The sequence below is a fragment of the Streptomyces sp. NPDC001617 genome (assembly GCF_053596855.1).
The window spans coordinates 39,862-54,142 of sequence record NZ_JBSFHA010000020.1 but is presented as its reverse complement, the minus strand read 5'-3'; the positions used below and the strand labels follow the sequence as shown (position 1 = coordinate 54,142).

Here is a 14,281-nt window from a genome sequence, read left to right as displayed (position 1 = left end):
TCACATCCGGAAGACGCCGAAGCCGCCGCGCGCACCCTCGTACGGCGCCGTGTGGATGGCCGACAGACACAGGCCGAGGACCGTACGGGTGTCGCGCGGGTCGATGACGCCGTCGTCGTAGAGCCGCCCGGACAGGAACAGCGGCAGCGACTCGGACTCGATCTGCTGCTCCACCATGGCGCGCAGGGCGGCGTCCGCGTCCTCGTCGTACGGCCGCCCCTTCGCGGCCGCCGACTGCCGGGCGACGATCGACAGCACGCCGGCGAGCTGCTGGGGGCCCATGACGGCCGACTTGGCGCTGGGCCAGGCGAAGAGGAAGCGGGGGTCGTAGGCGCGACCGCACATGCCGTAGTGCCCGGCGCCGTAGGAGGCGCCCATCAGGACGGACAGGTGCGGGACGCGGCTGTTGCTCACCGCGTTGATCATCATCGCGCCGTGCTTGATGATCCCGCCCTGCTCGTACTCCTTGCCGACCATGTAGCCGGTCGTGTTGTGGAGGAACAGGAGCGGGATGTCCCGCTGGTTCGCCAACTGGATGAACTGTGCCGCCTTTTGGGACTCCTCGGAGAACAGGACTCCCTGGGCGTTCGCCAGCACGCCGATCGGATAGCCGTGGAGGGTGGCCCAGCCGGTCGTCAGGCTCGTCCCGTAGAGGGGCTTGAACTCGTCGAAGTCGGAGCCGTCGACGATCCGGGCCACGACCTCGCGCGGGTCGAACGGCACCTTCAGATCGCCGGGGACGATGCCAAGGAGCTCTTCGGCCGCGTACTTGGGCGGCTCGGCGCGTCCCGGATCGCCGTACGCCTTGCGGTGGTTGAGGCGGGCGACCACGCGGCGCGCCTGCCGCAGCGCGTCCCGCTCGTCCACGGCGAAGTAGTCCGCGAGTCCCGACACGCGCGCGTGCATCTCCGCGCCGCCCAGGGACTCGTCGTCGCTCTCCTCGCCGGTCGCCATCTTCACCAGGGGCGGACCGCCGAGGAACACCTTCGCGCGCTCCTTGACCATGATCACGTGGTCGGACATGCCGGGGATGTAGGCACCCCCGGCCGTCGAGTTGCCGAAAACGACGGCGACGGTCGGAATCCCGGCGGCGGAGAGCCGCGTGATGTCACGGAAGATGGCGCCCCCGGGGATGAAGATCTCCTTCTGGGACGGCAGATCCGCGCCGCCCGACTCCACCAGGCTGATGCAGGGCAGGCGGTTGGCGAGCGCGATGTCGTTGGCGCGCAGGGCCTTCTTCAGCGACCACGGGTTGCTGGCGCCGCCACGCACCGTCGGATCATTGGCGGTGATCAGGCACTCCACGCCCTCGACGACCCCGATGCCGGTGACGAGGGAGGCGCCGACCGTGTAGTCGCTGCCCCAGGCGGCCAGCGGCGACAGCTCCAGGAACGGTGTGTCCGGGTCGAGGAGCAGCTCGATGCGTTCCCGGGCGAGCAACTTGCCGCGCTTGCGGTGCCGTTCGACGTACTTCTCGCCGCCGCCCGCGAGCGCCTTGGCGTGCTCGGCGGTCAACTGGTCCAGCTTGCCGAGCATGGCCTCGCGGTTGGCCCGGTAGTCCGAACCGGCCGTGTCCAGAGCGGAGTTGATGACGGTCACAGCAGGGCCTCCGGGATGTCCAGGTGGCGGGAGCGCAGCCATTCGCCGAGGGCCTTGGCCTGCGGATCGAAACGGTGCTGGGCGGCGACGCCCTCGCCGAGGAGGCCCTGCACCACGAAGTTCAGGGCCCGGAGGTTCGGCAGGGCGTGCCGGGTGACGGTCAGGTCGGCCGTCTCCGGAAGGAGTTCGCGCAGCCGGGCGACGGTGAGGGCGTGCGCCAGCCAGCGCCAGGCCTCGTCCGTCCGCGCCCAGACGCCGATGTTGGCGTTCCCGCCCTTGTCGCCACTGCGGGCGCCGGCGAGGAGGCCGAGGGGGCCGCGACGGGTGGGCCCGGCCGGTAGCGGCTCGGGGAGTGACGGCTCCGGAAGATCGTCGAGTACGAGCGTGTCGTGGGCCTGCGGCACGGGGACCGGGCGCCCGTCATGGAGGACGGCCCTGTGGTCGACGGCGCCATGGGGGACGTACACATCCTCGAAGACCCCATAGGGCGAGCCCTTTCCAGGTGGCGCGAGCACATGGAAGCCGGGGTAGCTGGCCAACGCCAGTTCCACGGCGGCCCCGCTCAGCGCCCGCCCGACGACCCGCTCGTCCGCGTCCCGTACGACGAGCCGCAGCAGCGCGCTCGCCGTCTCCTCGGTCGGGGCGTCGGCCCGATCGGTGCGGACGAGGTCCCAACGGACCTCCGCAGGGCGTGACTTGGCCTGCCCAAAGGCGTCTTCCATCTGGTCCCGCACCAGCGCCGCCTTGGCCTCGATGTCGAGGCCGGTGAGGACGAAGGCGACCTCGTTGCGGAAGCCGCCGAGGCGGTTGAGGCCGACCTTGAGGGTGGGGGGCGGGGCCTCGCCGCGTACGCCGTCGATACGGACGCGGTCGGGGCCGTCCTGGGTGAGGCGGACGGTGTCGAGGCGGGCGGTGACGTCGGGGCCGGCGTACCGGGCGCCGCCTGTCTCGTACAACAACTGCGCGGTCACCGTGCCGACGTCGACGAAGCCGCCGGTGCCGGGGTGTTTGGTGATGACGCAGCTGCCGTCCTCGTGGAGCTCGGCGAGGGGAAAGCCGGGCCGCCGCACCTCACGCGAACCCTCGGTGAAGAAGGCGTAGTTGCCCCCGGTGGCCTGCGTCCCGCACTCCAGGACATGTCCGGCGACGACGGCACCCGCGAGGCGGTCGTACTCCCCCGGCTGCCAGCCGAAGTGGGCGGCGGCGGGCCCGGTGACCAGCGCCGCGTCCGTCACGCGCCCGGTGACGACCACGTCCGCGCCGGCCCGCAGGCACTCGGCGATCCCGAAGCCGCCGAGGTAGGCATGGGCGGCGAGGCTGTCCGGACAGCGGGCCTTGAGGTCGTCGCCCTCGACGTGGGCGACGCGGACGGGGAGGCCGAGGCGGTCCGCCAACCGCCGTACGGCGTCGGCGAGTCCGGCCGGGTTGAGTCCGCCGGCGTTGGTGACGACCTTGACCCCGCGCTCATGGGCCAGCCCGAGGCACTCCTCCAACTGGCGGAGGAAGGTGCGGGCATACCCGGCGCCAGGGTCCTTCAGCCGGTCCCTTCCCAGGATCAACATGGTCAGTTCGGCGAGGTAGTCGCCGGTGAGGACGTCCAGTTCGCCGCCGGTGAGCATCTCGCGCATGGCGTCGAAGCGGTCGCCGTAGAAGCCGGAGGCGTTGCCGATGCGGAGGGGTGGCGTCATGAGGTGCCTCCCTTCGGCGGGCGCCCGCCGCCGGACGGGCCCGCGAAGGCCTGGGCGATGTCGAGCCAGCGGTCGGCGTTCTCCCCTTCGGCGCGCAGAGCGAGGTCGTCGCGGTGGGCGCGCTGGGTGACGAGGAGGCAGAAGTCGAGGGCGGGGCCGGTGACGCGCTCGTCGGCGTCCTCGGGGCCGTAGATCCACATCTCGCCGGAGGGAGCGGTGAGTTCGATGCGGAACTCCTCGAACGGCGGGGTCAGTCCGTTCACCCCGAAGGCGAAGTCCCGGGTGCGGACGCCGAGTCGGGCGATGTGGCTCAGCCGGTCGGTGGGGGTGCGGGTCACGCCCAGCGCGTCCGCCACGTCCAGGCCGTGGGCCCAGGTCTCCATGAGGCGGGCGGTGGCCATGGAGGCGGTCGACATCGGCGGGCCGTACCAGGGGAAACGGGCGCCGGGGGGTGCGGCGCGGAGGGCCTCCGCCAGTGCGTCGCGGCCGGCCCGCCAGTCCGCGAGCAGCTGGTCCGGCGGCTTGGCGGCCCCCTCCTCCGCACCGTTGTCCACGAAGTCCCCGGGCTGGGCCAACGCCTTCTCCAGCTGGCGGGAGAAGGCGTCCGTGTCGGTCACCGCCAGCAGGGAGGAGTGGTCGGTCCAGGCGAGGTGCGCGATCTGGTGAGCGACGGTCCAGCCGGACGCGGGGGTGGCGAGCGCCCACCGCTCCGGGCTCAACTCGGCCACGAGCAGGTCGAGTTCCTCGCTCTCCGCACGCAGGTCGTCGATGACGGGCGTCGGGTCAGCCATGGGGCGAGCATGGCAGGTGGTGCAGAAACAAGCAAGCGTGCTTGCATTAATTTGTGACGCGAGGGTGCGTTCGTCAGCTCCGACTGGGTCTCCATGGCTTGCCCCGCTCGGCGTACGTCGAACAAGGTGGTGATCAGCAGTGCTTCATGGATGCGAGAGGACCCCATGTCCGCCGACACCCTGTACGAGATCCTGGACGACCGCTTCCGTACCGGACGCTGCACGAGCGGCGATCAGAGGTTGGAGGTGCTGTACAGCGGGTGCCGGTGGGCCGAGGGGCCGGTGTATGTGCCGGCCTGGCGGCAGGTGGTCTGGAGCGACATTCCGAATGATCGGATCCTGCGCTGGGACGAGACCACCGGCGCCGTCGGCGTCTTCCGTGAACCGGCCGGGAACAGCAACGGCAACACGCTCGACCCGCAGGGCCGCCTGGTCAGCTGTGAGCAGGGCAACCGCCGGGTCACCCGCACCGAGCACGACGGCACGGTGACGGTCCTGGCCGAGCGCTTCCAGGGCAAGCGGCTCAACAGCCCGAACGACAGCGTCGTACGCTCCGACGGCACCGTCTGGTTCTCCGACCCGGACTTCGGGATCATCAGCGACTACGAGGGCCACCGCGCCGAGTCCGAGATCGGCGCCTGCAACCTCTACCGCATCGACCCGGCGACCGGCGAGGTGCATCTCGCCGCCGACGGCCTCGACGGGCCCAACGGCGTGATCCTGTCCCCGGACGAGAAGCGGCTGTACGTCTCCGACACCCGCGCCGCCCGTGTCCTCGCCTTCGACGTCCACGCCGACGGCGCGCTCACCGGCCGCAAGGTCGCCGCCGAGGCGCCCGCCGGCGTCCACTTCGACAACATCCGCCTGGACGACGCGGGCCGCCTGTGGGTCGCCGCCCTCGACGACGGCGTCCACTGCTACGACCCCGACGGCACCCTCATCGGCCGCCTCCGCGTACCCGACCGGGCCTCCAACATCACCTTCGGCGGGCCGAAGAACAACCGCCTGTTCATCACCGCCGGCACCACGCTGTACTCGCTGCTGATGTCCGTGACGGGAGTGCCCCGCATCTCGGCCCGACCATCCTGATCGGGGTCGTCAGGGCAGTCAGGGCGATTCAGGATGACGCGAGGTCGGTGCCCTTCGCCTTCGCCCGGCCCACCTGCGTCCGCACCGCCCCCATGCTCGCGCCGATGACCAGCGCGATCGCCGCGGCCTGCATCAGGGACAGCGCCTGGCCCAGGATCAGGAAGCCGGCCGTCGCCGCGAGGGCCGGCTCCAGGCTCATCAGGATCGCGAAGGTGGAGGCGGGGAGGCGGCGCAGGGCCAGGAGTTCGAGCGTGTACGGCAGCACCGACGACATGATCGCCACCGCCGAGCCCAGCGCGATCGTCACGGGGTCGGTCAGCTTCGCCCCCGATTCGGCGACGCCGAGCGGCAGCATCAGCAGCGCGCCGACCGCCATCGCCAGCGCCAGCCCGTCCGCCTGTGGGAACCGTCGCCCCGTACGCGCGCTGAACACGATGTACGTCGCCCACATCGCCCCCGCCGCCAGTGCGAAGGCCACTCCGACGAGGTCGAGGGCGGCGAAGCCGCCGCCGCCCAGGAGGAAGACGCCGGTGAGGGCCAGTCCGGCCCAGACGAGGTTGATCGCGCGGCGGGAGGCGAGGACCGAGAGGGTGAGGGGGCCGAGGACTTCCAGGGTGACCGCCGCACCCAGGGGGATGCGGTCGACCGCCTGGTAGAAGAGGCCGTTCATCGCGCCCATGGTGGCGCCGAAGGCGATCACCGTGCCCCAGTCGGTGCGGGAGTGGCCGCGCAGACGGGGGCGGCAGACCAGCAACAGCACCACGGCCGACGCCAGGAGGCGGAGGGTGACGACGCCCAGCGCGCCGGCCCTCGGCATCAGGCTCACCGCCAGTGCCGCGCCGAACTGCACCGAGATGCCGCCCGCCAGCACCAGACCGACCGGGCCGAGAGAGCCCCGGTGGTGCGGGGTCGCGTTGCCGGCGGCGGTGGCGGACGGCGCCACTGACGAGGTGGTACTGGGGGTGGTCACGGGCGGTCCAGGGGCTCGGCTCGGGGTTCGTTCATCGTGATGCACTGCCAAGTTCAGAGTAATGGACTCGGTCAGGCGTGTGAACCCGTTTTGCGGCTGTCCTGAATCGCGGACTCGGGGTGCTGGACTCGGGGTGCTGGACTCGGGCGTCAGATGCCCGGCCAGGGCTCCTCGTCGCGGAAGAGGGGGCGGCCGTCGGGGAGGGACGTGACGTAGGAGGGCTCGGGGGTCGTGAACGCCGGTTCCTGGTAGCCGTAGGACTGGGCGGCGTAGGGGTCGTACGTCTGCTGCGGCTGTGCCTGCCAGGCCGTCGCCGTCCCGTAGCCCTCGTACATGTAGACCGTCTGCGCCTGAGCCGCGACCGGCTGCTCCCTCTCCACTTCCACGAACAGCGGCATCCGCAGCTCGCCCGTGTCCATCACCGCGTTGTTCTGCGAGCGGTGGAGGCGCGCGTACGCCCCGCCGCGAGCCAGCAGTTCCTCGTGGCGGCCGGTCTCGACGATCCGGCCGCGGTCGACGACCAGGATGCGGTCGGCGTCGGGGGCGAGGTTGAGGTCGTGGGTGATCATGATGGTCGTACGGCCGGCCATCAGACGGCGGAGGGGTTTCACGACCCGGCGGGCGGCCATCGCGTCCAGGCCCGTCGTCGGTTCGTCGAGGACCAGGACCGGTGCGTCGCGCAGGATCGCACGGGCGATGGCGAGGCGCTGGAGCTGACCGCCGGACAGGCGGGCCGAGTTGGGGTCGACCTTGGTGTCGTAGCCCTCGGGGAGCCGCAGGATGAACTCGTGCGCGTCGGCCGCCCTCGCCGCGTCCTCGATCGCCTGTTCGCTGGCGCCGGGGCGGCCGCAGGCGATGTTGGCGCGGACGGTGTCGTGCAGGACGAGGGTCTCCTGGGGGAGCAGGGTGATGTATTCGCGCAGGCGGGCGAGGGGGAGGTCGCGGACCGGTACGCCGTCCAGCAACACCTCTCCCGCGTCCGGGTCGTAGAACCTCAGCAGCAGCTTCGAGACCGTCGACTTGCCCGCGCCGCTCGGGCCCGTGACGATCACGAGTTCGCCGGGGTCGACCGTGAAGGACAGGCCCTGGAGGGCGAGGGTGTCGGCGCCGGGGTAGGTGAAGGTGGCGTCACGGACCTCGACCGTGCCGTCGGGGCGGCCGATCTCGGTGCCGCCGTGGCGGGGGTCGTCGACCGACGGGCGTACGTCGAGGATCTCGATCAGGCGCTCGGCTCCGGCGGTCGCCGCGGTGACCGTCAGCCCGAGTTGGGCGAGGCCGCGGACCGGCGGGTAGAGGTAGCCGAGGAAGGCGGCGAAGGCGAGGAGCTGGCCGAGGGTCATCCGGCCCGTCGAGATCTCCCAGGCGCCGATGCCGATCACCGCGAGCACACAGACCGTCTCGATGACGGCCACGAGCTGCTCGTAGGCCTCGTTGAGGCGGGTGGAGCGGACCGAGGCGCGGAACCAGGCGTTCGCCTCCTCGCTCAGGCGCCGGCGTTCGGCGTCCCGGCGGTCGTAGGCCTGGGTGAGGACGATGTTGGAGAGGGATTCCTCGACCACGGAGGTGATGGCGCCGTCGGCGACCCGGCCCTCGCGCGAGACGTCCTTGATGGAGCCCGAGAAGCGGCGGGCCGCCAGCCAGAAGAGGGGGGCCAGGACGAAGGTCGCGGCGGCCAGGTCCCAGCGCAGCCAGAAGGCGGCGACCGCGTAGAAGAGGGCGGAGAAGGCGGCGGAGGCCGCGCCGACCAGGCCCGACACGACCATCGTCTCGATCGACTCGACGTCACCGGTCAGCCGGGACAGCAGGTCGCCCTGGCGGTGGTTCTGGAAGAAGTGCGGGGGCAACTTCTGTACGTGGTCGAAGACATGCTCGCGCAGTCTCATCACGAAGCGTTCGGTGGCCCAGGCGGCGAGGGAGTTGCCGGCGTACGCGACGATCGCGCCGACCACCGCCATGCCCAGCCACTTCGCGGCCGGGGTCCAGAAGGCTGCCAGCGAACCCTTCTGCAGGGCGTTGTCCGTGAGGTCGCTGAAGACCAGGATGGCCTCGGTCTCGGCGAGCGCGGCGAGGACCGTGCACACCCAGACGAGCACCAGCCACTTTCTGAGACCCCTGGTCAGCGGCCAGAAACGGCGGAATGCGGTGCGGGCGGGAATGGTGGGGGTGCCGTATTCGAATTCATCATCCTCGTCGTCTTCCTCATAACCCGACGAGGGATTTACTTCGTCTTCACGCATGACTATTCCCCTCCGCTCTCTCCCCGTTCACGGGAATTCCACGCCGGAATCCCACGAATGAGAGGGCCGACGGCAGGCGTCGGCCCTCTTCAGCGCTCACTCAGTTGTCGTCACCGGGGATCGGCTTCGGCACCGGGGGCTTGGGGTGCTTCTTCTTCGGCTTCGGCGGGGGCGGGGGAAGCTGCTTGTTCTTGGGCTTCGGGGGCAGCGGGGCCAGCTTCTTGAGGCTCATTTCCGACTCCTTGGTTCGCACTGTACTTGTGATGTCGGTCTTGCTGAATTCCGCGTCCGGAACCCGACAACCAAGAACCTACACGCCCCGGAACTCAAAGAACGGCAAAGTCGGCGAGCCAATGGCAAACAAGCGCTGTGAAAACCTATGTGAAACCTGAGCGAGGCCGCCGAACCTGAGAGTTCTCTTATGAACCTGAGAGTCAGCTTATGAAACCGCGAGGTTTCAGCGACGCGCCATGCGGAGGAGGTCGGGGGTCGTCACGAAGGAGCCGCCGGCCTGGACGGCCACGCGGCCGAGTTCAGTGGGTTCAGTGGTCATGGTCGTCCTGCCCGGGGGCGGTGTCGGTGTTCCCCAGGGCCCTCTTCGCCCAGGGTCGGTGTGCCCATGGGCGGTCTTCCTCGGGTCCCGGTTCCCCCAGCGCCTCCGCCAGTACCTCCGCCAGATGCCGTCCCCGCACCCCGGCCAGCTGCTCCAGCTGTGTCCGGCACGAGAAGCCGTCCGCCAGGACCACCGCTCCTTCCGGCGCCTCCCGAACGGCCGGCAGCAGCTGCTCCTCCGCACACTTCGCCGACACCTCGAAGTGCCCTTTCTCGAAGCCGAAGTTGCCCGCGAGGCCGCAGCAGCCGCCCGCCAGCTCCCCGGTGAGCCCGGCCGCCTCGCGCAGGCGCCGGTCGGGGACGTCACCGAGGACCGCGTGCTGGTGGCAGTGGGTCTGGCCGGTCACCGGGCGGTCGAGGGTGGGGGGTGCCCAGTCGGGGGCGTACTTCTCCAGCGCCTCCGCGAAGGTCACGACCGCCCCGGCGAGGCGGGCCGCCCGCGGGTCGTCGTGCAGCAGCTCGGGCAGGTCCGTACGGAGAGCGGCCGCGCAGCTCGGCTCCAGGACCACGAACGCCGGGACGTGATCACCCAGCCTGGGGTCCAGGAAGAGGTCCAGCAGGTCGAGGGTGCGGCGCAGCACCGTGCGGGCGCGGTCGAGTTGGCCCGTGGAGATGTACGTCAGTCCACAGCAGACGCGGACCCTGCGGGACGTCAGGGGATTCGCGCTGTACCCCCACGTCTCCTCCTCGGGAGAGTGCTCCACCTTCCACTTCATCCCTGGCGTCTCCATCACCGACATCCCGGCCGCCTCCAGCACCCGCAGGGCCGCCTTGCCCACGTCCGGTGCGAAGTGCTCGGTGAAGGTGTCGGGCCACAGGGCGACGAAGGGCGGGAGGTCGTCGTCCTCGTCGTCCTCCTCCTCGTCGTCGTCGATCCCGCCCTCCGGCAGGGACTCCACGGCCTCGTCCTCGTCGTCGTCCTCGTCCGCGGCGCGGAACCACGGACGGCGGCCCGGTCGACCGTCCTCCTTCATCTCGGCCAGCAGCCGCCGCACCTGCGCCTTCGTCCTCCTCCTCCACCACCGGCTGAACGTCTCCGCCGCCACCCGCGGCAGCTCCCGCTCGGGCGCGATCCCGCCCAGCCGCTTGGCGAGCGCGGCCAACGGGCCCACGGAAGCAAGGGAGTTGACCAGTCCCGCCGCCCGCATGCGGGTCACCCAGCGCAGCCACATCGGCAGCCACCCCATGCTGTAGTGCGCGGCCGGGCGGCGCCGTCCCTCGTAGTGGTGGTGCAGGAACTCCGCCTTGTACGTGGCCATGTCGACCTCGACCGGGCAGTCGGAGCGGCACCCCTTGCAGGACAGGCACAGGTCGAGGGCGTCCCGGACCTCCGTGGACCGCCAGCCGTCGGTGACCACCTCACCCGCGAGCATCTCGTGCAGCAGCCGGGCACGCCCGCGCGTGGAGTGCTGCTCCTCGCCGGTCGCACGGAAGGAGGGGCACATGACCGATGCGCCGGCGGCGGATGTCGTACGGCATTTGGCGACCCCCACACAGCGCCGGACCGCCGCCGAGAAGTCGCCGCCGTCGGTCGGGTAGCCGAAGGCGACGTCGACCGGTTCGCGGGGCAGGACGGAGAAGCGGAGGTTCGAGTCCAGGGGGGATGGGCGCACCAACATCCCGGGATTGAGGAGGTCGTCCGGGTCCCAGACGGCCTTCGCCCGCTCGAAGAGGGCGACGAGTTCGGGGCCGTACATCTTCGGGAGCAGTTCGGCCCGCGCCTGCCCGTCCCCGTGTTCCCCGGAGAGCGAGCCGCCGTGGGCCACGACCAGTTCGGCGAGTTCCTCGGAGAAGCGCCGGAAGCGGGCGATGCCCGGCTCGGTGAGCAGGTCGAAGTCGATGCGGACGTGGATGCAGCCGTCGCCGAAGTGGCCGTACGGGGTGCCGCGCAGCCCGTGCGAGGTCAGCAGGTGCCTGAACTCCCGTAGATACGGTCCGAGTCGCTGCGGTGGCACCGCGCAGTCCTCCCAGCCGGGCCAGGCCTCGGAGCCGTCCGGCATCCGCGTCGCCGTACCGCTGGCGTCCTCCCGGATGCGCCACAGTGCCCGCTGTCCGGCCGGGTCGGTGACGACGAGGGAGTCGAGGACGTCGGCGGCCCGCACGATCGCCTCCGCACGCGCGCGTGCCTCACCCTCCGCGTCACCGCCCGTCTCCACGAACAGCCAGGCCCCACCCCTGGGCAGCCCGGTGCCCCCGGACGGCACCAGGTCCGCCGCCATCCCCTCCACGGTGAGCGGCCGGTGCGGGAGCAGACCGGCCGCGGCCTCCGCGGCGGCGCCCTCGTCGGCGTACCCCAGCACGGCGAGCGCACGGGCGCGGGGGGCCTCGACGAGTCGTACGACGGCTTCGGTGAGGACTCCGAGCGTGCCCTCGGAGCCGCAGAACGAACGGGCGACATCGGCGCCCTTCTCCGGCAGCAGGGCGTCCAGCGCATAGCCGGAGATACGGCGGGGCAGATCGGGAAAGCCGGTGCGCAGGCGTGCCAACTCGCCCTCCACCAGGGCCCGCAGGCCCTCCGGCGCGCCCGCCCAGTCCGGTCCGAGCCGCAGCGGCTCGCCGCGCGCGGTGACGACGTCCAGCGCGCGCACGCTGTCCGCCGTCGTGCCCCAGGCCACCGAGTGGGAGCCGCAGGAGTTGTTGCCGATCATGCCGCCGAGCGTGCAGCGGCTGTGGGTGGAGGGGTCGGGGCCGAAGCGCAGGCCGTGCGGGTCGGCGGCCTCCTGGAGGCGGTCCAGGACCAGGCCGGGCTGGACGACGGCGGTGCGGGCGTCCGGATCGAGCGAGACCAGGCGGTTCATATGGCGGGTGAAGTCCAGGACGACACCGGTGCCGGTCGCCTGCCCCGCGATCGACGTGCCCCCGCCCCGGGCCACCACCGGCACCCCGCGCTCCCGGCACACCGCCAGCACGGCCGCCACGTCGTCCGCGTCCCTGGGCGCGACCACCCCCAGCGGGACGCGTCGGTAGTTGGACGCGTCCATGGTGACCAACGCCCGGGACGTGACGTCGAACCCGACCTCGCCCCGGACGGCCCTGCGCAGCTCCGCCTCGAGATCCGTCATGCCCCCAGCATGCATCCCACCACTGACAGTGACGACTCCTCTGTCCGCGGCAGTCCCGCGAAGCGGCCGCCGGAGTCCCCGGAAGCGGCCGTCGGAATCTGTGAACGGATGCGGAACCTTCCCAATACGATCACGAACTCCCATATAGTGACGGCCAGTTGAGCAACAGGTGTCTCTTCTCGCTCAGGACACGGATCGCTCAGGCACGGACAAGGACGACCGAGGACCCCTACCGAGGACCGACTCATGACCGCCCCCCTCCAGCCCGGCGAACGTCCCTCCTTGCGCGCCCTCGCGCCCGTCCCGCTGCTCACCGCCGTGCTGGCCGTGCTCGCGGTGGCCGGTGCGGTGGCTCGCGTACCGGACTCGGAGCGGGTTCCGCTGGCCCTCGGCGGGGGTGCCGGCGCGCTGCTGCTGTGCGCGGCCGTCGCGGTGGCCACGCACGCGTACCAGACGGCCCGGATCGCGCGACGGCGCCTGGAGGCGGTCACCGCGGACACCGGGCGGCTGCTGCAGGACCGGATCCGGCAGAGCGCGGAGTTCGACCAGGAGCGGGTCCGGCTGACCGAGGAACTGACCCGTGAGCGGGCCCGGTCGGCGGCCGAACTCGCCCAGGAACGGCACCGGTTGACGGCCGGGTTCACGGAGGAGCGGGGTCGGCTGACGGCCGAGTCGGCCGCGGAGCGTGCCCGGCTGACCGGCGAACTGGCCGCGGAGCGTGCCCGGCTCACCGCCGAGAACGCCCGCCTCGCCGAGCAGGCGCGTCGGGCCGACCACGACCGCGCCACCGCCGTCTCGGCCACCGCCAACGCCGCCGGCCGGATGCAGGCCCTGGCCACCGGGATGCTCGCCGACCTGCGCGCCATGGAGGAACGGCACGGCGACGAGGACGTCCTCGCCGACCTGCTCCACCTCGACCACCGCACCGCGCAGGCGGGTCGGCTCGCCGACTCCGTCGCGGTCCTGACCGGGGCGCGTTCCGGGCGCCGTTGGGCCCGCCCCATCGCCATGGAGTCGATCATGCGCGGGGCGATGGGCCGGATCAGCGGCTACCAACGCGTGCGCGTGCACTCCGCCTGCGAGGCTGCCGTGGCCGGGCACGCCGCCGAAGGCGTCATGCACGCCCTCGCCGAACTCCTCGACAACGCGGCCAACTTCTCGCCGCCGACCGCCGAGGTGCACGTCTACGTCGAGGAGGTGCCGGCCGGTGTCATCGTCTCTGTCGAGGACAGCGGCCTGGTCATGGGTGACGTCCAGCTCCGCCGCGCGGAGAGGGCCGTGGCGGGCGACACGGAGGGACTCGGCGGCCTCACCGGCACCCGCCTCGGCCTCGCGGTCGTGGGCCGCCTGTCCCGCAAGTACGGCCTGAAGGTGTCCTACCGCCCGTCCGCGCGGGGCGGGACCGGGGTGCTGATGCTGGTGCCCCAGGACATCCTGGTGCCGGAGCAGGGGGCGGCACGGGCTCCGGAGGGACTGCCGCTGCCGGAGATGCCGGTCAAGCCGTCGGGGGAGACACCGGTCAAGCGGTCGGGCGAGGATGCGGGTTCGGTCCTCGCCAACGGGTCGCAGGTGTCGTACGACGGAAAGCCGCCGGTGTCCTACGACGCCCATGACACCGGCACCGGGACCGGCGAGGGCACGGACACCGACAGCGACGGCGAGACCGAGACCGAGACCGACCAAGGCACCACGGACACCCACCACTCCCCCGTCGCCGACCCCGACCAGGACCCCCTCCCCGGTCACCACTCCCGGGAACGCGACACCGGCTCCCTCCCCGAGGGGCTCCCCAAGCGCCGCCGCGGCCACGCCCTCGCGGAGGCCGAGCGGGAACGGGAGCGGGCACGCGCGCGTGCCGTCGAGGCCGATCGGGAGCGTGCACGCGCGCGTGGCGTCGATTTCCCCGACGCCGAGCCTCCGCGTCCCTTCCCCGTCTCCCTGGACGATCCCCTGGCCCGCGCCGCGCGCTTCAGCAGCTTCCGCCGGGCCGTCCGCGGCTCCCTCTCGGACCTGGGCACACCGACGCCGACCGAGGACACCGCCGTACACGACACACGCGTGCGTACCCCCGAGCCCGACACCGACGCGCACAGCACCCGCCTGCACGCCCCCGAGCCCGAACCGGAAGCGCACGCCACCCGCCTGCACGCCCCCGAGCCCGAACCGGAAGCGCACGCCACCCGCCTGCACGCCCCCGAGCCCGAACCGGAAGCGCACGCCACCCGCCTGCACG

The 14,281-nt window shown here is 71.8% G+C and carries 8 protein-coding genes and 1 pseudogene; 2 read left to right on the top strand and 7 right to left on the bottom strand.

The window, feature by feature from the left end:
- The 3 genes from ACWC09_RS17680 to ACWC09_RS17670 are packed head-to-tail and all read right to left on the bottom strand — an operon-like array spanning position 1 to position 4,078.
- Positions 1–1,599 (bottom strand): acyl-CoA carboxylase subunit beta, encoded by a 1,599-nt coding sequence (locus tag ACWC09_RS17680; protein WP_450851443.1) that lies wholly within the window; start codon positions 1,597–1,599, stop codon positions 1–3.
- Positions 1,596–3,287, bottom strand: a complete 1,692-nt coding sequence (locus ACWC09_RS17675) for an acyclic terpene utilization AtuA family protein (RefSeq protein WP_450851442.1) — start codon at positions 3,285–3,287, stop codon at positions 1,596–1,598. The genes ACWC09_RS17680 and ACWC09_RS17675 overlap by 4 nt, the downstream gene beginning before the upstream one ends.
- A complete protein-coding gene (locus ACWC09_RS17670) occupies positions 3,284–4,078 on the bottom strand; it encodes a TIGR03084 family metal-binding protein (protein WP_450851441.1) in 795 nt (264 codons plus the stop codon). Before ACWC09_RS17670 ends, ACWC09_RS17675 begins: the two co-directional genes overlap by 4 nt.
- A gap of 165 nt (positions 4,079–4,243) precedes the next feature.
- On the opposite strand from ACWC09_RS17670, the gene ACWC09_RS17665 reads away from it, so the two are divergent.
- Entirely contained in the window at positions 4,244–5,167 is a 924-nt protein-coding gene (locus ACWC09_RS17665; protein WP_450851440.1) for an SMP-30/gluconolactonase/LRE family protein, read from the top strand.
- 28 nt (positions 5,168–5,195) lie between these two features.
- Here the strand turns inward: ACWC09_RS17665 and ACWC09_RS17660 are convergent, their stop codons facing one another.
- From ACWC09_RS17660 to ACWC09_RS17645, 4 genes and pseudogenes are all read right to left on the bottom strand, one after another.
- A complete protein-coding gene (locus ACWC09_RS17660) occupies positions 5,196–6,137 on the bottom strand; it encodes an EamA family transporter (protein WP_450851439.1) in 942 nt (313 codons plus the stop codon).
- Between the two features lie 149 nt (positions 6,138–6,286).
- The gene (locus ACWC09_RS17655) at positions 6,287–8,374 is read right to left on the bottom strand and encodes an ABC transporter ATP-binding protein (RefSeq protein WP_450851438.1); all 2,088 of its coding nucleotides are present in this window, start codon (positions 8,372–8,374) and stop codon (positions 6,287–6,289) included.
- A gap of 100 nt (positions 8,375–8,474) precedes the next feature.
- A complete protein-coding gene (locus ACWC09_RS17650; protein WP_450851437.1) occupies positions 8,475–8,606 on the bottom strand; it encodes a hypothetical protein in 132 nt (43 codons plus the stop codon).
- Positions 8,607–9,024: 418 nt separating this feature from the next.
- A pseudogene (locus tag ACWC09_RS17645) lies at positions 9,025–12,048 on the bottom strand (FAD-binding and (Fe-S)-binding domain-containing protein); the annotation flags it as partial.
- 246 nt (positions 12,049–12,294) lie between these two features.
- Between ACWC09_RS17645 and ACWC09_RS17640 the strand changes: the two are divergent.
- On the top strand, positions 12,295–14,281 hold a 1,987-nt coding region (locus tag ACWC09_RS17640; RefSeq protein WP_450851436.1), incomplete at its 3' end, for an ATP-binding protein.

Coding starts and splice junctions, on each gene's coding strand:
- ACWC09_RS17675 (WP_450851442.1), bottom strand. CDS start 3,287: ATGACGCCACCCCTCCGCATCGGCAACGCCTCCGGCTTCTACGGCGAC.
- ACWC09_RS17670 (WP_450851441.1), bottom strand. CDS start 4,078: ATGGCTGACCCGACGCCCGTCATCGACGACCTGCGTGCGGAGAGCGAG.
- ACWC09_RS17665 (WP_450851440.1), top strand. CDS start 4,244: ATGTCCGCCGACACCCTGTACGAGATCCTGGACGACCGCTTCCGTACC.
- ACWC09_RS17655 (WP_450851438.1), bottom strand. CDS start 8,374: ATGCGTGAAGACGAAGTAAATCCCTCGTCGGGTTATGAGGAAGACGAC.
- ACWC09_RS17650 (WP_450851437.1), bottom strand. CDS start 8,606: ATGAGCCTCAAGAAGCTGGCCCCGCTGCCCCCGAAGCCCAAGAACAAG.